Raw genomic sequence first — 21,096 nt, forward strand, 5'->3', positions numbered from 1 at the left:
ATAACAAAGGGTCGAAAGGCCCTTTGCGTTCCCTCTAAGGGAACACTCCACTGGAGTGAATACAGAACCTCATACTTAGGAAAAATGGCTCCCATTCAAAATATGTTTTATTTATTTTTTACAAGATGTAATTTATTCCCCCTGCCTTATAGTAAACAATAAATCAATATAGCATTGGTTTTTGAATGATAAATAAAACAAACAGATATGAATATATAAAAATTACCAATCTAAGCACAGCGCCATTTCACTACCATTTTTGACTGTTATTCTCCACAAATCAGTCGCGTATTGCTCAACCCCTCTCCAAGTATCGTCTTGATCATTTTCATTTCCATAAATAGATACACAGACATCATGCTGACCAATATAGGAATAATTGTATGAGTTATTATAGTTTGAATAATAATAAAACGATTTTCTCGGTTTACCGCCAGATGAGGCCCACACACCATTAACACATGATAAGATTTGTCCTGCTGCCGTTCTACCTTGTAAGCCATTAGGGGAACAACTAGCCCCGGCATTAGCTACTCCATTTAGTTGGGCAAATTCACCAACTGTGAGTCTTCCATCTGCTTGAACAGAACCACCTCTGATTTGTCCACCTGTATACACATTTTTGTTACTGTATGCTCTGATCCATGAGCTGTCACTCATATACCAGCCACCACCCCATTTTTGGCTGTACCAGCCTGTATCACCCAATGTTCTGAACCAGTTCTGAGTGTAAGTTTCCCCACGGGAAGTGATTGTTGCACCTGATACCGTATTGTTTGAGTTTATTGTGCCATTTACCTGAGTATTTCCTGAAACATTCAGATTTGCACCAACATTAGTATCACCTGTTGAATGTAATATGCCAGAAGTCGTAGTTCCTGTTGCGGTGATATCTTTCGCATTATTAATGTCATTCCCACCCATATTCAGATCACCTGTCATAGGGAGTGTCCCATCACGACGCAAGTAAACAGAATACATCGCTGAATCATATCCAACACGATAGGCCATAAGACCTGCACTGTTGATATTACTGTAATCTGTTGATGTTTCTTTCCACGCCCCCTGCAGCCCTGATGCCACAGTTGCTGATTGTGTCATTCCGCTATCAATACCGGCTTCCTGCATAGCCTTCCCTAATAAGTCGTAGCGATATTTACCACCCTCACTCCAAGGTAAAGTCGTTGTAATAAGTCCATTGATAACATAGTTAGGTGTGGTTCCTGTACGTTTTAGCAGTATCTTATAAGATGATTTTTGGGCATTTACCCCGGTATATGATACTGGCAATAATCCTTCATTAATAAGTGTCTGGTAAGTGATTTCACAACCAGAACTATCACACGTTCTTGGACCCGGATCACTTGACTGGCTGCTGCTCGCCGTCAGCGTAGAAAGCTTGTCATAGCGGATATTGATATAACCATTGACCGCCTCCCCCATCTGTTTCATTTGTTGTCCAACAGCCTTAGCAATCACCGTGTCTTGCTCATTCTTCATATCCTGAAAGCGCATAAACGCCATCATACTACCCACACCCAGCACCAAAACAAGTTCCAGCAAAGAGAACCCTTTTTTATTTTGTTTTTTCATTTTCATCGTCCTTTTTTATTTCACGTACGTATCAATTAACAAAAATAAAAAAGAGGTCAAGGTTGGTTAAGATGTAATCCATAAAAAACCGTTAACAATAAAAATTAGGAGGCGTAATTTTATCCATTATCGTCCTTTGTATGTTATCCTGCTTATGATCTTAAACATTCAGGATAAAAGATAATGACTGACGCTATTAAAACACTTAATAACATTCGTACCCTTCGCGCACAGGCACGAGAAACAGGTCTGGCTACTCTGGAAGAGATGCTGGAAAAATTAACTGCTATTGTTGAAGACCGACGCCAAGAAGAATCAATTGCACTGCAACAAAATGCTGAACGTCAGGCCAAAATTGAAGCGCTGCGTGCACAACTGCTTGGAGATGGTATTGACCCATCAGAACTGCTGGCTAGTCCTAAATCTTCCCGTCCGGCTGCTGTTCGTGCTCCTCGTCCTGCTAAATACAAATACATTGATGAAAATGGCGATGAAAAGACGTGGACAGGTCAGGGTCGTACACCAAAAGCGATTGCTGCTGCACTGGAAGGTGGTAAAGCTCTTGAAGACTTTGCCATCTGAGTGTGGTTGTGATTTATTGCCACGGATGGCAGTAAAAATTGGCTACCGCGCCCTCTGGGGCTTGCTCAACAGCTCCCCAGCCTAAAACAAGTTTTAAGCTGAAGAGCTGTTCGGACGTGAAATGATTTTATGGCCTGAATTTTTTGAGGACTCTTTCAATATAGATTTGTCCATTTACTTTATACCGTTCGATATCGTGTGTATGTAAGGATGGAACTTCTAACAGTATACCAAAGAGTAATTGTTTATCTACCTCACTTATATCACAGTCTAAAACCTTGGCAACCTCTGCACCGAGAATTATTTTTTGTCGGGTATTTTCTTTTTTGTTATCTCTCTTTTCTTTTGCTTTAAGATAATTGAGCTTATTTTGTGCTCCCGCAATTTTTTGCTCAAGTGTTTTCTTTATTTCTACTCTGCTTTTATCACCCTGAAAAGCTTTACCTGTTAGATAGGTATTTTGTATTTCATCATCACTCATTATTTACTCCATTGATTTCTATGATTATAAGGAACATTATTTCTGAACTCATCATCTGAAAGTGCTCGTTTGATTGATTTAATACGGGAACGGAATTCTTTCTTTTCCTGTTTCTTTTTAAATTCAACTCTTATTTCTGTGATAATCTTTTCTGCTTCACTATACGCTTTTTCCAAATCGGTATAGATTCCATTATCAAGTAATCGTTTTGCTTCAAGATCGATGGCTTCATCGTTATTTTTATACATAAAACCTCCCTCTATTGATTTCCTGATTATGTACTAACATAATTTACAGATAAATCAATAAGTAAGGTGTTATATTTTATCTGACAACCCAAATACTTATAAAACCAATGTTAATAGTCCATAATGCAGCATTGACACAGATCAGTATTATTTCTGACTCACACAACTCACCGATATTCATATTCACCTCTTTTATTTCACGTCCTTATCTTCTTATATATTAAATTATTTATTTTGGCAAATCATGCTTGAGTTAATGTAACATTGGGAGTTACAATGACCAATACCTTATTGAATCTGTTAATACTGATAAATTTTCAAAACAATGTATAATATGTGAGGTTATCAATGACAAAATTCGTTGCCATTAAGATTCATTATGATCATAGAAAATCACTTGCACCATACTTAAAATACTCGAAAGCACCAACACCTGAAGAATATATGGAGTATCTGGATTTATTCCATGAAGAAGGTATCGGAGGAGCCGGTTTTCACGAGTGTTTAAACTTTTCAGTCCGTAGTAATGCACCGACAAAAATATATTTACCACCAACTTGCATACCCAGTGATAAATATTTAGATGAAGAGATTGTATTTTTTTCTTTTACTTATAAATATGATAAAGAAATGCCATCAAGCATAATTGGTGTTCATGCCGCAGCACGACTCGTCTCTAATGGAAAAGACTCAATTGCTCGTAATGATATAGAAAAAATTGAAGGTGCTGAACAGTTCCATTATCATGCTGAAGCTCCAAGTGAGTTTACCACATTAATTACCCCTACCATAAAATACGATTTCAAGGATGGCATTTATACTCCTGAATACTCATCTTGGGGTTATGGATTACGCTACATAACTGAAGAGCATGCAGCCAATATCATAGAAGCAGCTCTTTTAGGTGCGAAAAATCGATTATCAGTGTCAACTGTTTCAGAATCAATTATCTTAGAGCGCGAAATATCTGTTCTGGACGCTATACAAAGAAGATATTCCCTTCCTTCATCAAAAATTAACTCTCAACAAAAAAAACATGCTAATTCAAACTCTGGATGGAATAATATCCCTCCAGATAAAGAAGTTGGCTTTTTAGGAGAGAAATTCATATATGAACAGGAAGTTTCTTATGCCATTAAAAATGGCATTCCGGTAAGTGAAGTTGAATGGGTATCACAATCCGATCCGCAATCACCATATGATATAAAATCAGTTCGTATAACACCGAATGGTAAACAAGAATATTTCATTGAGGTAAAATCAAGTCGGAGTATGAATGAAAGCAACATTTACATTTCTTCACGACAAGTTAAATTCTTTCAAGAAAATGAATCCAATTCATTGCTAAAGTTTGTTACTTTTATTTCCAATACTCAAGTAGATACAGTACAGGAGTACAGTTTGAAACAACTCATGAATGAGTTTGAATTAAGCCCTATAAAATTCAAGTTAAAAAAATTGAAACAATAATAAACCCAGACTGATAAGTAAGCATATTAATGCGCTGGAGAGAAAATAAAATATACAAACAGCGCATACATAACAACCCTCCACTTAATACCCCATCCTCTCCGCGTTACTTATTTTTGTTTGTTAGTGGTTTTCATTTCACCTTCCGATTTTTTACTCTAATTTCATATCGTAACCTGTGAATTGTGCAACAGGGAGAACTATCAATAAACCAATCTATTCCATGTGGTTTAGTCTTTTCCCGCCTTACGGCGGGATAAATTAACACTCTTTTTGTCCTTCGGACACAATCTAAACCCCATCTCGGTAATATTGCGGAATACTTCGCCCTTTCATCCAGATAGCGCCGCTTAATTCGGCGGTTAGTTTTACAATCATTCATATATTTAGTATTAATTGATAAAGGAAAGCCTTATACATTGCCGTTATTTTTGAGCCATTTATGGCGATAAAAAATAAAGCAATGCCCACTTACGCATTATCGCTTCGCTCTAATGCCGTGGGGTCTACCGACGGTTGCCTGCCGCAGGCTAAAACCGTTTCCTTCGGAAACAAAATCAAGGTCAACGTCAACCCCAGCGTTTTCCTTACGTAAAACGAAAAGCAGCATTTGGCATTGAGGAATATTTGGATGGCGATATACAGTTTTAAAATGGAGAACATCAGCAGAGGCGAAGGTCAGTCTTCGGTTAACTCTGCTGCATATCGTCACCGTAAAGTTTTCTTCGATAACAGAACGGGTGAAGTGTGTGGCCGCAAAACAGCACATAAAAAGGACCTTGCCTTTGCGCAGATTTTTGCTCCTGACAACACGCCACCTGACCTGATTGTTGACAGTGAAACACTCTGGAATGCTGTTGAAGCCTCAGAGAAGAGAAAAGATGCCCGTCTTGCCAAAGAGTTTAAAATCGCCCTCCCTGCCGAGCTAACACCAGAACAGAACATTGAACTCACAGCAGCTTTTGTTCTTGAGCACTTTACCAAGCAAGGCATCATCGCAGATGTTGTTATCCACGATATTAATGGTCATAACCCGCATATCCATATCATGGGAACAACCCGTGAGATTCTTTCTACCGGCTTTGGTAAAAAGGTCCGTGAGTGGGATAAGCCTGAAACCCTTGATAGCTGGCGTAAAGGCTGGCAGAACATCTGTAATGGGTTCCTTGAGCTGTATGGTCATGATGAACGCGTTGATCACCGTTCTATCAGGGTTCAGTATGAAGAAGCTCTTGAACAGGCTACGGCTGCTGCTACAAACGAAGAAAAAGCTATCTGGCTTGCTAAAGCTATTGAAACGAATCGTGATCCAATACTTCATATCCCTCGTGATCGCTGGGGTACTGTAGCCGCTCAGGAACAACGTGCTGCAGAGAAAGCCATACGTGATGAGCAGAAAAAAGAAGCTGATGAAGCCTACTTTGCCTTTAAGGATTTACCATTAGACATTGTGGTTGATGTTGCCAGCTTTACAGTGCATGCACTGGCTGAACCTGAAGAAATTGTTATCCCGGATAATACCGGGAGAGCTTCATCTTCAGACTCGAAAAAACCTGTTCTGGTTGCCCCAGCACTTCATACACGCACTACACTGAAAAACCCATCCTCTTCAACAACAAGAGCGATTAAACGCGCTCCTTTTAAAGCTAAGAGGAAGAATGTTGAACCTCGTCAGGACGGGATTTTCAAACGTTTCACACTGTTGGTAGTTGGATATATAAAAGAGAAATACATCTGGGCCAGAAAGAAACCGACCCCTGTTTCAGTGGATGCCGAACATGATAAACGTATCGCTGAAAACTATGTCTTCGATGAGGTTCAGGGCATCTATGTGCCACGCGCTGAGTATGAAAGGCGTGCCAGATTTAACAAGGATGACTATAAACCAACACCTGATGAGGTCAGGCGTTTTCCAAGTCGTCCTAAACTCGATCAGACAGAACATAATATTAGTCTAGATCTAATTACTCCCATACAGTCTGAAAGCAAAAGAAAATATATACCGCGTTTAAAACCGCCAAATCATAGATAACAAGAAAAAAGAGATAATAATTACATCCAATATCTCCTTTTTTCATGGCATGTGTTATTAAAATAATAAATTGCTAATCAACCATTTTTAAATTGTGAAACAGCCATAATAAAATCATCTTCCCATCGCTGCGTTCTGATTGTTCTAGGATGCGGCGCTCTAAGCGTATACTTCGGAAGATCTGGATGATGTAATCTTGAAAAATGTTTCTTTGGCATTCTATCAATATTATTGAAAACCAGATCTTGGTATAAATCTTTCAGTCTTTTATCATACTTGTGATTTGTAAAAAATATACATACATCGGGCTTAAGAATACTAATCTCTTCCTTAACGAGATAGTCTAGCGAAGCAATATCCTGTGCAAGTTCTGTCCGATCTGGTGAGCCGCAATCAACATCAAATCTATTAAGATTTGACCACGCAATAGCATATGGCTCAATACTTAGTGCTCTTTCCACTTTCCTAATTACATTCCAAAAAGCACTGCTGTAGTATGATTCTCCAAAATTGAATTTTTGATAAGTAGCTTGCTGATCTACTATAGAGGGAGATTTATTCCAGCCGAACGTCTCTTGCCCAATAACCATCAACTTTATTTTCTGAGATGAATACTTACTGATCTTTAAAAGAAGTGGTCCATGTAGATTTTTATCTGAATGTTTTTTACTATATTCATTAAGAACATCATTATTTTTGATATATAGTTGATTAAGTCTGTTATTCATTTTTATTCACCATAAAAACCTCGGTTAATGAAACATTATACCACTGGCATTGAACATGATAAACATGTAGATAAAAACCACATCTTTTATTAAGCGAACTGGATCTATAGTTCGCCCGTAAATGACGAAAAATGAGCAATATTTGTAATTCATCACGATTGAGACCATACTGTTATCGTGTTAATAAATAATCTAATTTACCATAACTTATCGATCAGTTAGCTATTTAGCTTACATTTGCAGGTTTTATATTCAACATCCAAAATGGCAGATACACTTTTAGATGAATTACCTAATGGTTTTAACTTTGAATATAATGTTCTTAATTTCCTGATATCCTTAACTTTTCTCATCTCCCTGATTGATTTTATTGCATCCTTTTTATCAACAGCAGCAACTAGCAGATTAGCTTGTTTTATATACTCTGCATGATTTTTATCGCCTTGCTGCTTTAATGTATTTATTAATCCTCTAATTTTAAAATACAATGCAAGAATATCCATAATGTTTTCTTTTTCAATTACTTTTTTCTTCAAATTGAAAAGATACATTCTTATACTATCTTTTCTTTTTTGTGTTGGCCTAAGCTCTTTGATTACTTTTACACCATGTACGATTTTGGAATGACTATCCCTTAAAATTTTTGATTTCTGTCTATTTAATCTAACCCCACTTTTGAGCGCCATTGACAAAATCATTGTCTTTATTTTTGAAATATCTTCATTATTAACTTCTGATTCGAAGCTAATAGTTATATCATCGACATATCTCGTGTAGTTTCCACCTAATTTTCCGACTTCAGCACTTATAAGAGTCTCTTCTTCTAAAAATATCAAGTTGGCGATGTCAGTACTTAACTTAGTTCCTTGAACAAGTGAACCTTCAAGTGTTGATAGCTTGGCTATTAATGATGAAATTTCAGGAGAGAAGTTCATGTAATATTGAAATGCTTTAGCTATTAGTTCTTCTTTTATAGAAGGAAAGAAATCCTTCATATCTTCTTGAATGATAATTGACTTATTACAATGGGATATACAATCATCTAAATAGCTGACTCCTTTCCTGCCTCCGGTAATATACTCCGGGAGTGATATCTTCGAAAAAACACGCTGTTTAATAATCTCATGTATTCTTAATAACTCACCAACTACTTTATACGTCGTTCTTTTTTTTCCTTTCCTTATTACTGGTACCGTTTTGAAATAACTCTTTTTGTTTTTTAAAACATAAGCGAGCCTCTCTTCGTTTGTTTCTAGCATTTTGAATAGAGACTCTATATTAGCAAGTGGCCTATTTGAATAACTCCAATTTTTATGCATTAACTAATGTATCCATTATAGTTTTTTTGAGCATATTATTGATATCAGAAAACTCATCATTTGCCTCTTCACTTTCAGAAAGAAGGATAATGATATTTAGTGGAATGTGTAGCGCTAATGATATTTTTTCTAACGCTGTAATAGTAGGATCTCTTTGATTGTTTTCTATACGAGATAAATAAGATTTAGTTAAATCCGTTCTATCGGATAGTTCTTGTAGTGTGAGTTTACGTGCTTCACGGCATAGTTTAATGGTTGAACCAATATCTAACATAATGTACCTCAGATAATGGGATTGACATGGCTGGCTGCTCGTTCAAAAAATGAAGATGGATACATAACAAATCTCCTTAGTAGGTAGAAATCAATGAATATCAGAATCACCGTGTAGAAACTTAACTACAGCCAAGATCCTAGCAACATAGGGAAGATAATCTAAGGCAGACCAGCCTTTTGAATTTTCCCTGATTCTCTCTTCAAGGGCTTGTATTGCATCATCCAGTTCTTTCAAAGAGCTATTGTCTACAGTGTGTTTGCTCTTCTCACGCACTCGGCGCAAAGTGTCTAAAACATCTTTCATAAAAACCTCTCATTTTAACAACACGATGCAACTTGCATCCCCGCCAAAATGTCCTGTGGATCGTGTTGCACACCGTAGACAAAGCCAGCCAACACCCATCCAACACAACTGATTGGATACCCCGCCATTTCAGCATTAAACAATGCCGTATCGTAGATATACGATTGCTACATACATTTCGCATAAAGTTACGATCACAATGAAGAGGGACATGGGCCACGTCTCGTATTGGAGAAATGGTTGACTGAAAATTTCACTCAGTCCTTTACCGATCCTAGAGGTTTTTTAAAGAGCAAAGACAAACGAGTTCGTTCGTCCATGATTTGATAATAGCCAAGTGTTGCCTGACAGGCAACATATCACATATATCATTTTGGAATATAAAATTATTTATTATGCAATAAAAAACCACATCTACATCCGCAGACATGGTTTTTTTGCACTTACAGTAAGGGGGGTTTTACATCCTCCTCCTGAACACAACATTATCAGAGAAGATCGCCTTGCCAGCGACAAACCCAACAGCTGCAATTATCGGTAGGCTGATAGCAGCCCCTGCCATGCCTGTAGACATACCAATCAGTACAGACAAGCCGAAGGACAATAAGATAGCAATAGCAGCATACCAGCTGGGGTAAGCTCCATATAAAACAGTCGCCATGCAGCCAGTACAAACATGCACACCGCGCTGGCTCTCTTTCAGGCAAAACGGACACTGGATTGTATTGTTTTCCATAATAGCCCCCTTAAATCGCTTTCCAGCCATTGCTGGTTTTAACAAGATTAATCATGCCATCTTCAAGTTCATTCATGCCCTTGACGCTGGAGAACGCTTTTTTGTCCACCCATGAAGGAACATCCGCCAACTTCCATATATAAGACACGCGAACAACTTTCTGATTTCCGTTTCCCGGTTCGGTCCATTCCTTTATCTCAGCAACAGCCCGATGACCTACACAAGCACCTTTCTCACGGTCCCAAAACTCAACTTCTTGGCCCTTGTCTGTTACTTCCAGAACATCAACACTGCTAAAGCCATTTGCCTGTTGTGAAACAGTGAGCAGCCCTTGTTCAACAAGTCCCTTAAGGATTTCATCACTAGCACTGTATCCGGCAGAACGGTAGCCACGGTTAACCTTAATCGGAAAACCTTTATTGAATACAATGTCGTTGTCCTGCAGGGAGTAGCACAGCTTTGATTGTGATAGTTTCGCGTTGATCGCTTTCTTAAAATCGCCTTTTTCACCGCATCCCGATACAAGAACAGCAAGACCCGCCACGAGTAAAATTTTACGCATAGTGTTATCCCAGAATTAATGATTGATTGTGCCGTATCTCAGAACAACAAGACGAACTGGCATATCGGCGTTGTTGACGGTAGCGAACCCACGGACTTCGAAATTATTTATCGTTCCGGTAACGCTGACTTTCTGGCCTTTCTTGTAAGTAAGAACGGCATCATCAATACCAGAGTAGTAATCCAGCCAGACCATCCCGCCGCAGTAGCTGGTATCAGAGGTTTTAAATAAGAGGTAATAGTTAGGGGCTGACTTAGGCATTCCCGTCATCATGTCGCTGGCACTTCTCCCCTTCGTAACTTCCAGAACAGTGGCATTGGTGATAGCGATCCTTTTGCCAGTCCATTTCTTTTCTGCTGCCATTGCATTTTCTTCATAGTCTTTGCAAACAGCACCAAGGCCAGATACAGAGGATACCGGGCCAAGGCTTTGAGTGGTGGCGGTTGCCCCCAGTGCTTTGTTTACTGATGACAACGAAGAATTGATTGCTCCATTAACTGTATTCACGCCATCGTTGAGTTGCTGGCATCCTGTTAGTGCGGCAGCAGACAGCACCAGTGGCATCACTATCCGTAATTTCATATCTATCCCCAATGTGTGGAAACTTTATGTCAAAGACAGCCCTACCCATAGGTTGGTCTCTCTGGGCTGAAAAAAAGCATTAATCAATTGATAGGATTCAATTTATTTTTCTGTTCGTCATATCGTTTGTATCGATCGAATTCAAATCATATGATAGATTAAAACTATCATAAATACACAATTGATCGATATAAGCAATTAAAATACCGATCAATTGATGCCCATTCGATAGCTGGAACCTATCAAATGTAATATATTGATCTTTAATATCGATCAATAAGTGGTGTAATGTGCACGAAGAGCCATGTCAGTAGCTGTTTGCACATGGATGGAGATAGAAAGGTATAGGTCGGAACAGGTAATACCCTGTCGACCATTACGCAGACAGGGATTGTTAGATCTCAGGTAACGTAGCCATCTTCAGATATGGTGTTGCAAAAATCTGTATGCAACGCATGTTTTAATATGCTGTTTCATATGGAATGGTTGCTACCATTCAGATTTTTCAATCATCTTCCAAAGCACTCACACCGCTTGCCGGGAAATTGGTTTTCATATTATTCGATATCTTCGGAACTAAGGACTCTATTGTTTCTTCGCTAACTTGGCTCAGTTCAGAAATCAATCTTCTGTATGTATCAATCATTCGTTCCTGATCACACTCATGTGCTGATTCTGATAAGAAGAAATAGTCATAATCTTTGACATGGATATTATCACCATTTTGCAAAGTGAGTTTTATTCCTTGTTCATTTTCTTCAACATCTTTAACAATACAAGTCATAAATGGTATTTTTTTATTTGTATGAAAGAGCGTAATAATCTTAATGTTGTTCATTCTTTATTTTCCTTCTTTTTTATTATTTAATACCATATCGAATCGGTAAAAATCAAACTTAACTCATTTAATAAACGTTTTACCTGTTTTTTCTTATTCTTTTGAAAAGATATTTCTCTTATGAGCTAAAGCTCATGTGCTGACGCACGGCTACGCCCTAACGCTGTAAAATATATTTAACGATTTAACAATGGTCTTTTCTATGTTTTAGGGGAAAGCCAAAAGGATCAACATCTATTCTTTTATTCATGATTAAATATTTTTGATCCTATATTTCATAACAGTATTAGCACTAAAACATATAGCATTTGCTCTTAAACGCATAGGAAATCTATATTCATAGAAGCAGCACTTAGTGATTGTTCAAGACAATCACATTGCTGAAACAGGGTTCATCCCTGTTAATGATGGATTTATCCATAAAGAATTGCGGCGTAGCCGCCATTAAATTAAAAGTAAAACAATTATAGTATTCATAAAACATCAGCAGCGCTGCGTGATTGTTTCATACAATCACTTCGCTGAAAATACACCCCAAGAAAACCATATGTTTTTACGTAAAACGCTCTGCACATAAGATAAAAGGAAAACTAGACTCTCTTAACTTCTTACTAATTATTTAATTATAAGCACTATCCCAGCCCAATAAAATCGGGGCTTCACACCTTTTTTTCCTATGTTTAAACATAGCAGATACCTATGTTTAAACATAGAAATCTCCTATGTTTAAACATAGCGGAATCTATGTTTAAACATAGTTTTTTTAACATATAGCAACATCATAATAATAAAAGTTCTATTTTATTTATAGTTTAACTATTGACTTTCATTTTTCTGCATAGTATTAAATAGGCATAATAAAAACTATAAGAGAGAATAATATGAATACTAATGACACTGAACTACTTCGCTTATTTGAAACATTAACCACAGAGCAAAAGATTGATATCGCAAGACACTTGCTACAAAACAAAGATATAAAATCAACCACCGTTATTGCAACAGAAGAAGATAAAGCGATCTCATTTGCACAGCCTTATGTTTTTGCTTTTACTTCAAACTTTCGTGTTTTTTCTGATCTGGATATATCTAAGAATGAATTCCGCGTGTTGACTTATATCTTAGAATATATGGAGTTTGGAAACCTAATCAACCTCTCACAGTCATCACTCTGTAAAGCGTTGAGTATCGCATCCGGTAATATGTCAAACATATTCAAAAAGCTAAAACAAAAAGGTATTCTCGTTGAACATCATGGACACCTGTATATCAACTCTAATATTTTTGCCAAGGGTATGAGTCATCAACTTGATGAAAAACGTAAAGAGCATTTGAGTAATGCAAAAAGCCTCAATGCTGATATTGAACAATATCCAGAGTATTATGCAGATCTTTCACAGAAAGAAAGACGAAACTTATCTTTGGAAACTGAAAATAAAGAGATCTATACAGATGCCTTTGTTTTTAGCAAGAAGAAGAAAAATAATGCTGTTCCTAATGCTAAAAACAGTGTCCAGATCGATAAGCCACGAAAGGTATATAAAAGAACAAAAGAAAATGAAGCGGCAAGAGTAGCTTTAGCTAACGTTGATATGTGCTTATACCGTGCTGAAAAACTATCCGTTGATTAACAGAATGTTAAATGTGTGATGCCTGTTCTAAGACTGACTAGTACATAGGACAGCTCACTTACTAATTTGAGTTAAGTAAACACAATGTTTTTAGTACAACTAAATTAACAACATACAAGTTGTAAAAAAATCGAGACGAACAAGTTGTGTCAAGGTAACAATACCCCGCTTTCGAACGTATAATCCAACCAAATCCTGATAACCTAACATCCGAGAAGAGAGAAAGCCAATATTTTCTTTGATTTTTTTTCACATATGCCTGTATAAATAGTACAACACTTCTATAATATGATAATGTGAGAAATCATGATAGTAATACAAACAGGAACAACTATGAGAGAAATGAACGGCGTTGCTCAGTTGATATCATCTGCTGTACAAGCATCAGGTGTGGATGACACCATTTCCAAACAACTGACAGAAACATTACAAAAAGAGCTTAATGACTACATTAGTCTCGAGAGTCTTAAAAATAAGCTCGAAGTATTATATAGCTTTGAGAAAAATTATCTTGAACTTATTAAGTCTTACAAAGAAGAAATAAAGTTTGCAAGCACGTTGCAAGAAGATTTGCGTAAAGAACGTTCAAAATTCTTTTCTGAGACTTTAAAAGAGGTTTCACAGACTCTCAGCGAGTCTCAAGTTGACGGTTCAGTTGCATCAAAATGGTTAAAAGAACTTGTCGAAAGCTACACTAAAAGTTTAGACCTTAGCAGTAGTTTAATTGAAGAAAACACCCTTGATACTATAGGGAAAATTCGTTCAGAAGCTAAACTACATAAACCAGCCTTATCTTCTGGAGATTAAAATGTCAAAAAGTGTTCAAATAAGGCTGTTAATTAATACCTTATGCTTAATTAAGCAGCATAAAATTTTAACAGATCAGTTATATGATAGCGCTTTTAAATCCTTATTGAGCACTTTTTATTTAGTTATAAATCAAAAATTGGCCGTAAGTACGATTAATCAACAATCAATGAAAAAACCGCTGACAGAGTTTTTAGTGGCCTTACGGGAAGCAAGGAAAGACCTTGTTTTGCGCAGTATCAACGAAAGCCCACAACTATATTCGTGTTTCTTCCAATATGAGCAAAATGAAAACCTATTAACTCTATCTTTTGAAAGGGAATATTCAATTTTCATAAATGACAACTTAGAAAAAATATCTAAGCATGTTATTGATATTGACAATGCGAATATACAGAAAATGTTGAAATATATAGTTGAAGAACTTGTAAGTTTCAGACAATCTAAAAAAACATCTAGCCTAGATGTTTTCTATCTTAATGATAAAATAGATCAAATTGGAAAATTATTCTCAGTCTTTGAGAAAGATAAAGATAGAGTTGAAGAAATAAATTACATACGAAGAAAAGAGCAAGTTCTTTTTGAAAGAAAATTCAAAGAATTATCGGGAGAATAATAATGGGTTGGTTAGGTAATCTTGGCAATGCTCTGATTAGTTGTGTCAGTAAACCAATTGAAGTTTTGTGTGACTGGGCTTCTGAACCACTTAAAGAAAGAGCATATGAGAGACATGAATCAAGTCAAAACTCCGATCACCAACGTAATATGGATACATTAACAGCTCAATCTAGAGCTGAGCATGAATTCAAAACTCAAGAACTTGAGCTTGAACACAAACTAAGAACTGAAGAAAAGGTGCTTGAAATTGATCTTGAAGTCCGCCGGGTTCGTGAAATTGAAATGGCTGTCGCAGAAATTCAAGAATGGAAAAAAGAGAAAGAATTTGAGCGTATGGAGCGAACCACTGCAGCAATCGCTCTTTATCTTGAACAACTCACTAAATTGAATGTCGAGACTATTAATGCTATCGGTCATATGCAACTCGAACTCAAAGAACGCGCTCAACAGCTAGTTTACGAAAAAACCATTCAGTATAAAGAGCTTCAGGATAAAGCAATCGAAGAAGCAATGACCGACTTACTTAGAATTGAAGATAAATTCGGTAATAATGAACGAGCTAAAGATATTCTTATTAAAGCAGTAGATACCAAGATGGGAAATATTATTACAACATCGACTCGTTTTTTAGAGGAACTGAACAGAGATATTGTTAATCTTAATGAAAGCATTGACAGACTTACAAATCAAGGTCAGAAATTTATCGAAAATCACTTAGAACGTTTTCATATTTCCAATGTAAGTTCACCATTGATACTCAAAGGTGAACACGAAGAAAAAATAGTATTACAACATAAAGACATTAATTAATAACTTCATAGCCTCTTTTATTATGGGGCTATGAGTTTTAGCAGTATCTTCTTAACCGTGTTATTTTGTCGTTAGAGTATACTTACATATCCTTATGTGATGTCGTTTTCTTTTTTACATTAAATAAAAAAACAAACATCACTTCATGATAGTTTTACACCTTCTCTATATACCTTAACATATAAATATATCCACTATGTATTAACGAAGTACATATGAGAAAAGTAAAATTAGACAACAGTGATTTATTAGCATATTTTAATACGATTGAAGAACTCAAAAATCATCCATCAATGGAGGAATATAGAACTGGATACCGTAAGCTACGTGATGATGATGCATTTTCATATGAAATAAACAAATATAGGTCTGCACATACCACACTGCGCAGACTGGATAAGAAAAGACAATCTCTTTTGAATAGCTTTATTGGTGAGCTTAATCCTATAAGTTACTCAGCAGCTAACACCGCTGCTAAATCATCAGGAAATTTTGATTTAATTAATGAACGAATACTTTATAGAAAAGCCATTGAAGAAAAAAGTGATGCCGAAATCATTGCTCTGGTGATAAAACAACGTACAGAGGCCGCACTTGCGTTCCAGCGCTCTGTTGAGCTGAGTCTTGAACAGCTTTCTTCTATCTCATTAGATTTTGAGTCCTCAAATAAAAGTAGAAGAAAAATGTCTTTTTAAATGCATTAGTTCAGGATTAATCTGGCATTTACCAAGTATGAACTTAATATATGCCAGATGAATAACAGTGTAATTTATCTACGCTTGCCTTTTGGATTTTATTTGAGAGAACGTTATCAACGTTTGGCAAAATGCAACTACATCACCCATTGTTCTCAGTGAATGTAATGCAGGTCCCCAATCCGCAGGCTCTCCCTCATAGTGGTGCACTTGTAGCCATCCGCCATCTTGTGCCGACGGATGTGTTGAATGTCTAATTTGAAATGCGATACCGTGCTTTTCTCTAGCAAAGTAAACATCAAAAACTGCATCTTGAGGATTACCAGATACCTGATACTCATATTCCGCACCTACAGCTCTTATTAATTTTTTTGCTAAATCTCGGTCTAAAGATTTCATTTCACGACCTATTTAAAATAGTTAAAAACCAGAACTAAAATTATCATCATACAAACATCATTCAGGTATTTTTTCTTCAATGAAAATATTACGGGATATATTCCCAATAGTATTGGTGGATACACTATCAAATGTAGCACCAACGACACCACCAACTAGTGGTATTGCTTTACCAAGATTAATAGCACCTTTTTGCCCAAACTTAGTTATAAGCCTAAATCCTACCGCTTTATTTATAGCTTTTATTGTTTCACCAGAAATATTTTTTATTAAGGTATTTGTCATTTTTGTACTAATTGTTATACCTATATTTTTCACTATATCCTTCGCAGCATTTCCGGTTAAACAGGTATATACAAGTGTCTTAACACGGTCATCTTTTAAATCATATCCTCCCATATGTGCAATTGCTGCGATCATACGAACTTGTATAAATATGACGCTTGAAATGTTAGCTGGAATGGCAACCGGGAGCGTTATTATCCCACCAAGGCCGGTGATAAAGCCTGATGTTCCCGCTTTTGTATTCTGCCATCGTATTAACGCATTAACCTTATCAACAAGTTCTCCCTCATCATTCAAATATGGTGCAGCAAGCTCTTGCGCCGAATCCAAACCTACAACACCATTACAGGCTTTATCATAGGCCCAGTCCAGTACCTGCATAACTTTTGATTCAGTGATTTCACCATCCTCACTTTTGGCGGTGTCTTTCTTTGCAAGAACTTTCTTACCGATGCTGCCTAATGCCCCAAAAGCGGCCGTTGCACCTGAAAATTTACCTGATTTTTTATCGTCAGAATCCATAATGACCTCAGAAAAGATAATAATCAGGATAAATATCGGCAATCACAGATAAAACTTTAGCATTAAAAATAAAACACACACGATCTTGTAAAGTGTCATTGACCTATAAGATCCTCCGGTGATACACGATCACGCCCCATTTTCTCAAGCAACTGTTGTAATCTCTTGGCTCTCAATTTCTGAGCCTTTTTCTCACCAATCTCCTGATAGTATTCTTCCCGGCGCTCCGCGACAACTTGGCGGAACTTCTTCAAAAGCTGTTCCAGCGTTTTCATATCTGTCATCGCAGCTTCAGCTTGGATTTTTTTATACATATACATAACATGGAATTCATCAATCATATTGGTTATCTCCGTTTCATTACAGGATTATTTCCCTCTGCACGAGGGAATATTGCCATTTTTCAAAACTGATTAACAGTCATTTTTAACTTCCAGTAAATACGCTGATCAGCATCATCCGGTTTTATGTTTTTCAGTACAAGTTCAATGATATGCTCTTTATGCCAGTATAAAATCGTTTCCTTTAACTCATCCATATTGATCTCAGATACATCTTTGCCTCTTCCACTTTTAACATAGTCTTCAACTTCACAGGCAATCAAAACATCATAAAGTATCTCTGATAACATTTCCCCTGTTAAAATATTCATTGCTGTTTCAAGCTGTTTTTCAGAGATGCTATAAATCGTTTCGCAATATCCCTGTAATACATTTGTGATAAGATTTACCGCTATTTTATTACTTTCATTTAAAATAATCTCTTTCATACTGATTCCTTTTATTAAGTTAAATATTTGATAAATATCTAGAAGGTATTAATACTATTTATTAGATACTATTTTGATGATTACAGAACCATATTCCAGATCCATCTCATCATACAGTGTCTCATTTACATAACGATTTAAATCATCTAACAAGGTCTTATCATTCATGATTTCTTCGACCGAGCTACCTCTTAATGCGATAAAAATATCCAAGCTTTCTCGGATAAGACTCATCACTTCAGGTGTTTTTTCACATAACATACTTACGATTACTGTCATATCATTCTTCATCTGTTTATCCTTATTGTTTATAGTTGGCCCCTTCCGGGGCAAGATTAGTTCTTACTTTCTAAAGTTTTCTGAATACCCTACCAGCAGGGCTGCCACTTGTTCAAAGTTGACCTGATTAATATCACCGCAGTTTCCTTCTTGCGTGGTAAATCTCTCAAAGTTATTCTGAATATGGTCAATCACATAAATAATAAATGGACTCATAAAATCAGGATCATCCAAATAATCATTGACATCTCCATCGCCATTAACTTCCATAAACATATTCCAGCTTGCGGAAAACGATCTACAAGCTAGATCATAAAACAGCTCTGTTGATTTATTTTCAATAACAGTTTCTTTAGACATACTTATATCCTCATAATTAAATGCTTATTTTATTCATTTCGTTTTATATTAGCCCCTTGCGGGGCCCAATAGATGACGCCAGCGATTATGTATGTAAAATATAGTGACTCATCACATGATGTATCTGCCTCAGGTTGACAAGCACTTCATCAAAATATACGTTTTTAATCGATGCTTTATATTTATGTTTTTTCAAGAACTCATTAAAATCTTTCTTACCATTCTCTATTATTGATTTTAAAACACCTTCCATATAACCATCGTCTTCAAGGTTATGATAGAACCTTTCCCCCATATACTCATGCATACATCGCAAATAGTAGTCATAGTCTTCGCCACTTTTCAGAACAAAGTATTTTGTATCATCATTACTAACATTTATTTCTATTTTTTTCACTTTCATTTTCGCTTCCTCTTTAATGTTATTTATTATTTCTGCGTGAATCGAAAATAGTATTTTCAATCCATGCATCAATCTCACTTTCCACAAAGGCTACAGATCTTGCCCCTATGATTACCTTATCCGGGAATCGTCCTTCCTTGATAAGCTCATACATTGTGGTTCGACTAAATCCGACTCTTCTCAGAACTTCAGGAACACGGATTAATCTTTTACCTGCGATTTCATTTCTCATTTGTTTTTCCTCTGTTGTTTCAACGAGGACAATAATAGCGAATTCGCTTATGGCGTTTTAGGGATGTTGGCAAAAGAGTTTTTCGAAAAAAATGGGGGGATGTGAACAGGAAAAAACTGGTTGAGGATGGATGTGATCACGTTCGCTCAGGGCGAACGTAACCCTTTTTTACTTGTCTTCTTTCTTCTTCTCGTCTTTGACGTGATCTACAATCTTCGTGTCTTTTAAGACATTGTTTTCCATCATGTAATCTTCAAACGATTTCAGATAATTCTCATCTGTCAGCAACGCCATAGCCAGCGGATAGTCAGTCACCTTAAGCATTCCCTCATCCCTATCCTTCTCGCTGTTCTCATGCAGCAGCGATGACATCAGTGAAAGTGAGATTTTGGTATCATCATTATCTGCCCCCCAAAAAATGAGATCCATCATCGGGATGAGTCGGTAGTCGATGATTTTTCGCAACGTGCTTTTGCCAAAGCGATACTTCCTAACAGACGGATCGTTCATTTTTAGCTGTTTCTTCCATTGCGGAATGAGCACTTTCAGGTGTTCGATGATGTCTTCGGTTGAAGCCTCTTGCAGGAAGATATCGACGGTAATTGAAGCCAGACTTTTGATACCGGATTCCTTCAGATACTCCGACATGTATTCAGACTGGCTTATTTTGGATGTTTCAGGATGGGTTCCAATCAGCGTTAAACTTTTCGCATATAATTGTGCGTTGCTCCGGGTAACGGGGACCACTGCATAGGTTCTGGAAAGCCCATGTCCCTGCGTGGATGTGTCGCCGCTAAACAAAATTTCGCCTCTGAGGATCTTATTTCGGTAATCATCCAATAAAAGTCTGCTCAGAGGTGGTAACGTGTCCCGACGCATCAGCATATTGTAGGCCAAGATACGCCGCTCAACCTCAACATAGAATTGCTGTAGGGTGAGTTCCTTTATCGCTTCATATCGTTCAACATCAAACCATTCTTCCAATACTTTCCTGAGTTCGCTTCGTTTCATTACTGTGCTATCCGTTTTTACCATTTTTAGTTGTTTTAACTGACAGAACAATAGGTTGTCCAGTATTCACGTAATGCAGCTAAGCATCTCATGCAGGTAGGTTCTTAAGATTGGTGAGTATTACAAAATGGACTGCAGGTTTTCTGTTATCAGATTACTGCTTTTAAAGGATTTAGTTAGACTGGAAGGGCTTAAGACTGGATAAATTCTTGATGAAAAACACGGATTTTAGATACAAAAAAAGCCCGTTCTACACGGGCTTTTAATGCATTACTTTATGCATGACAGAATCAAAAACATTCTGTAATTTATTGATTTTGCCATAAAAATGGCGGAAGCGCAGAGATTCGAACTCTGGAACCCTTTCGGGTCGCCGGTTTTCAAGACCGGTGCCTTCAACCGCTCGGCCACACTTCCTGAGTGAGGCGAACTATAAACACCTCACCGCGTGCTGTAAAGAGTGCCAGCAATCGTTCGCTGTAAAAATAGTCAAAACGTGTTTAATCGGTTGAACTGACAACACA

General features: G+C 37.0%; 28 protein-coding genes and 1 tRNA gene. 8 read left to right on the forward strand and 21 right to left on the reverse strand.

The window, feature by feature from the left end; translation table 11 throughout:
• Positions 1–222: 222 nt before the first annotated feature.
• Entirely contained in the window at positions 223–1,593 is a 1,371-nt protein-coding gene (pilV, locus tag B498_RS22020) for a shufflon system plasmid conjugative transfer pilus tip adhesin PilV (RefSeq protein WP_008499873.1), read from the reverse strand.
• Positions 1,594–1,776: 183 nt separating this feature from the next.
• Here pilV and B498_RS18265 point away from each other — a divergent pair, with 183 nt between their 5' ends.
• The gene (locus B498_RS18265; protein ID WP_008499874.1) at positions 1,777–2,175 is read left to right on the forward strand and encodes an H-NS family nucleoid-associated regulatory protein; all 399 of its coding nucleotides are present in this window, start codon (positions 1,777–1,779) and stop codon (positions 2,173–2,175) included.
• Between the two features lie 127 nt (positions 2,176–2,302).
• On the opposite strand, the gene B498_RS18260 is transcribed toward B498_RS18265, so the two are convergent.
• Both B498_RS18260 and B498_RS18255 read right to left on the reverse strand, forming a co-directional pair.
• A complete protein-coding gene (locus tag B498_RS18260; protein WP_008499875.1) occupies positions 2,303–2,656 on the reverse strand; it encodes a conjugal transfer protein TraD in 354 nt (117 codons plus the stop codon).
• Positions 2,656–2,904 (reverse strand): hypothetical protein, encoded by a 249-nt coding sequence (locus B498_RS18255; RefSeq protein ID WP_008499876.1) that lies wholly within the window; start codon positions 2,902–2,904, stop codon positions 2,656–2,658. The genes B498_RS18260 and B498_RS18255 overlap by 1 nt, the downstream gene beginning before the upstream one ends.
• A 348-nt stretch (positions 2,905–3,252) precedes the next feature.
• On the opposite strand from B498_RS18255, the gene B498_RS22025 reads away from it, so the two are divergent.
• Both B498_RS22025 and mobQ read left to right on the forward strand, forming a co-directional pair.
• Positions 3,253–4,374: a protein NO VEIN domain-containing protein gene (locus tag B498_RS22025; protein WP_008499879.1), complete on the forward strand. Its 1,122-nt coding sequence runs from the start codon at positions 3,253–3,255 to the stop codon at positions 4,372–4,374.
• 631 nt (positions 4,375–5,005) lie between these two features.
• Positions 5,006–6,406 carry a MobQ family relaxase gene (gene mobQ, locus B498_RS18250; protein ID WP_008499881.1) on the forward strand — a complete coding sequence of 467 codons (1,401 nt, stop codon included), beginning with the start codon at positions 5,006–5,008 and terminating at the stop codon, positions 6,404–6,406.
• Between the two features lie 77 nt (positions 6,407–6,483).
• On the opposite strand, the gene B498_RS18245 is transcribed toward mobQ, so the two are convergent.
• The 8 genes from B498_RS18245 to B498_RS18220 all read right to left on the reverse strand — a co-directional run bounded on the left by B498_RS18245 (position 6,484) and on the right by B498_RS18220 (position 11,751).
• A complete protein-coding gene (locus B498_RS18245; RefSeq protein ID WP_008499882.1) occupies positions 6,484–7,134 on the reverse strand; it encodes a hypothetical protein in 651 nt (216 codons plus the stop codon).
• Positions 7,135–7,352: 218 nt separating this feature from the next.
• A complete protein-coding gene (locus B498_RS18240) occupies positions 7,353–8,453 on the reverse strand; it encodes a reverse transcriptase family protein (RefSeq protein WP_008499883.1) in 1,101 nt (366 codons plus the stop codon).
• A complete protein-coding gene (locus B498_RS22030) occupies positions 8,446–8,727 on the reverse strand; it encodes a helix-turn-helix domain-containing protein (RefSeq protein ID WP_008499884.1) in 282 nt (93 codons plus the stop codon). The genes B498_RS18240 and B498_RS22030 overlap by 8 nt, the downstream gene beginning before the upstream one ends.
• Positions 8,728–8,817: 90 nt before the next feature.
• Entirely contained in the window at positions 8,818–9,033 is a 216-nt protein-coding gene (locus B498_RS18235) for a hypothetical protein (RefSeq protein WP_008499885.1), read from the reverse strand.
• A 460-nt stretch (positions 9,034–9,493) separates the two neighbouring features.
• On the reverse strand, positions 9,494–9,769 hold the full coding sequence (locus B498_RS0121185; protein ID WP_032622721.1) for a membrane protein: 276 nt from the start codon (positions 9,767–9,769) through the stop codon (positions 9,494–9,496).
• 10 nt (positions 9,770–9,779) lie between these two features.
• The gene (locus B498_RS18230; RefSeq protein ID WP_008499886.1) at positions 9,780–10,331 is read right to left on the reverse strand and encodes a lipoprotein; all 552 of its coding nucleotides are present in this window, start codon (positions 10,329–10,331) and stop codon (positions 9,780–9,782) included.
• Positions 10,332–10,346: 15 nt separating this feature from the next.
• On the reverse strand, positions 10,347–10,913 hold the full coding sequence (locus B498_RS18225) for a hypothetical protein (RefSeq protein WP_008499887.1): 567 nt from the start codon (positions 10,911–10,913) through the stop codon (positions 10,347–10,349).
• A gap of 505 nt (positions 10,914–11,418) precedes the next feature.
• Positions 11,419–11,751, reverse strand: coding sequence for a hypothetical protein (locus B498_RS18220; protein WP_008499888.1), 333 nt, complete (start codon positions 11,749–11,751; stop codon positions 11,419–11,421).
• A gap of 881 nt (positions 11,752–12,632) precedes the next feature.
• Here B498_RS18220 and B498_RS18215 point away from each other — a divergent pair.
• The 5 genes from B498_RS18215 to B498_RS22040 all read left to right on the forward strand — a co-directional run bounded on the left by B498_RS18215 (position 12,633) and on the right by B498_RS22040 (position 16,312).
• Positions 12,633–13,382 (forward strand): hypothetical protein, encoded by a 750-nt coding sequence (locus B498_RS18215; protein WP_008499890.1) that lies wholly within the window; start codon positions 12,633–12,635, stop codon positions 13,380–13,382.
• A gap of 333 nt (positions 13,383–13,715) precedes the next feature.
• On the forward strand, positions 13,716–14,189 hold the full coding sequence (locus B498_RS18210) for a nickel transporter (RefSeq protein WP_229293871.1): 474 nt from the start codon (positions 13,716–13,718) through the stop codon (positions 14,187–14,189).
• A 1-nt stretch (position 14,190) separates the two neighbouring features.
• A complete protein-coding gene (locus B498_RS18205; RefSeq protein ID WP_008499892.1) occupies positions 14,191–14,805 on the forward strand; it encodes a hypothetical protein in 615 nt (204 codons plus the stop codon).
• A 2-nt stretch (positions 14,806–14,807) separates the two neighbouring features.
• Complete coding sequence (locus tag B498_RS18200) at positions 14,808–15,617, forward strand: hypothetical protein (RefSeq protein ID WP_008499893.1); 810 nt, start codon at positions 14,808–14,810, stop codon at positions 15,615–15,617.
• 215 nt (positions 15,618–15,832) lie between these two features.
• On the forward strand, positions 15,833–16,312 hold the full coding sequence (locus B498_RS22040; protein ID WP_008499894.1) for a DUF4756 family protein: 480 nt from the start codon (positions 15,833–15,835) through the stop codon (positions 16,310–16,312).
• A 78-nt stretch (positions 16,313–16,390) separates the two neighbouring features.
• On the opposite strand, the gene B498_RS23060 is transcribed toward B498_RS22040, so the two are convergent.
• The 10 genes from B498_RS23060 to B498_RS18155 all read right to left on the reverse strand — a co-directional run bounded on the left by B498_RS23060 (position 16,391) and on the right by B498_RS18155 (position 20,989).
• Positions 16,391–16,711, reverse strand: a complete 321-nt coding sequence (locus B498_RS23060; RefSeq protein WP_133063761.1) for a hypothetical protein — start codon at positions 16,709–16,711, stop codon at positions 16,391–16,393.
• A 57-nt stretch (positions 16,712–16,768) separates the two neighbouring features.
• A complete protein-coding gene (locus B498_RS18190) occupies positions 16,769–17,518 on the reverse strand; it encodes an EcsC family protein (protein WP_008499896.1) in 750 nt (249 codons plus the stop codon).
• Positions 17,519–17,613: 95 nt separating this feature from the next.
• Positions 17,614–17,859, reverse strand: a complete 246-nt coding sequence (locus B498_RS18185; RefSeq protein ID WP_008499897.1) for a DNA-binding protein — start codon at positions 17,857–17,859, stop codon at positions 17,614–17,616.
• A 62-nt stretch (positions 17,860–17,921) separates the two neighbouring features.
• Positions 17,922–18,287 (reverse strand): hypothetical protein, encoded by a 366-nt coding sequence (locus B498_RS18180; RefSeq protein ID WP_008499898.1) that lies wholly within the window; start codon positions 18,285–18,287, stop codon positions 17,922–17,924.
• Positions 18,288–18,341: 54 nt separating this feature from the next.
• A complete protein-coding gene (locus tag B498_RS18175) occupies positions 18,342–18,578 on the reverse strand; it encodes a hypothetical protein (RefSeq protein WP_008499899.1) in 237 nt (78 codons plus the stop codon).
• Between the two features lie 51 nt (positions 18,579–18,629).
• Positions 18,630–18,926 (reverse strand): hypothetical protein, encoded by a 297-nt coding sequence (locus B498_RS18170; protein ID WP_008499900.1) that lies wholly within the window; start codon positions 18,924–18,926, stop codon positions 18,630–18,632.
• A gap of 85 nt (positions 18,927–19,011) precedes the next feature.
• The gene (locus tag B498_RS18165) at positions 19,012–19,329 is read right to left on the reverse strand and encodes a hypothetical protein (RefSeq protein ID WP_008499901.1); all 318 of its coding nucleotides are present in this window, start codon (positions 19,327–19,329) and stop codon (positions 19,012–19,014) included.
• 19 nt (positions 19,330–19,348) lie between these two features.
• The gene (locus B498_RS22045; RefSeq protein WP_008499902.1) at positions 19,349–19,561 is read right to left on the reverse strand and encodes a helix-turn-helix transcriptional regulator; all 213 of its coding nucleotides are present in this window, start codon (positions 19,559–19,561) and stop codon (positions 19,349–19,351) included.
• Between the two features lie 168 nt (positions 19,562–19,729).
• A complete protein-coding gene (locus B498_RS18160; RefSeq protein ID WP_008499903.1) occupies positions 19,730–20,572 on the reverse strand; it encodes a DUF6387 family protein in 843 nt (280 codons plus the stop codon).
• A gap of 329 nt (positions 20,573–20,901) precedes the next feature.
• Positions 20,902–20,989 (reverse strand) — tRNA-Ser (locus tag B498_RS18155).
• Positions 20,990–21,096 lie beyond the last annotated feature (107 nt).

Source organism: Enterobacter sp. SST3, assembly GCF_000286655.1.
GTDB classification, from domain to species: domain Bacteria; phylum Pseudomonadota; class Gammaproteobacteria; order Enterobacterales; family Enterobacteriaceae; genus Enterobacter; species Enterobacter roggenkampii.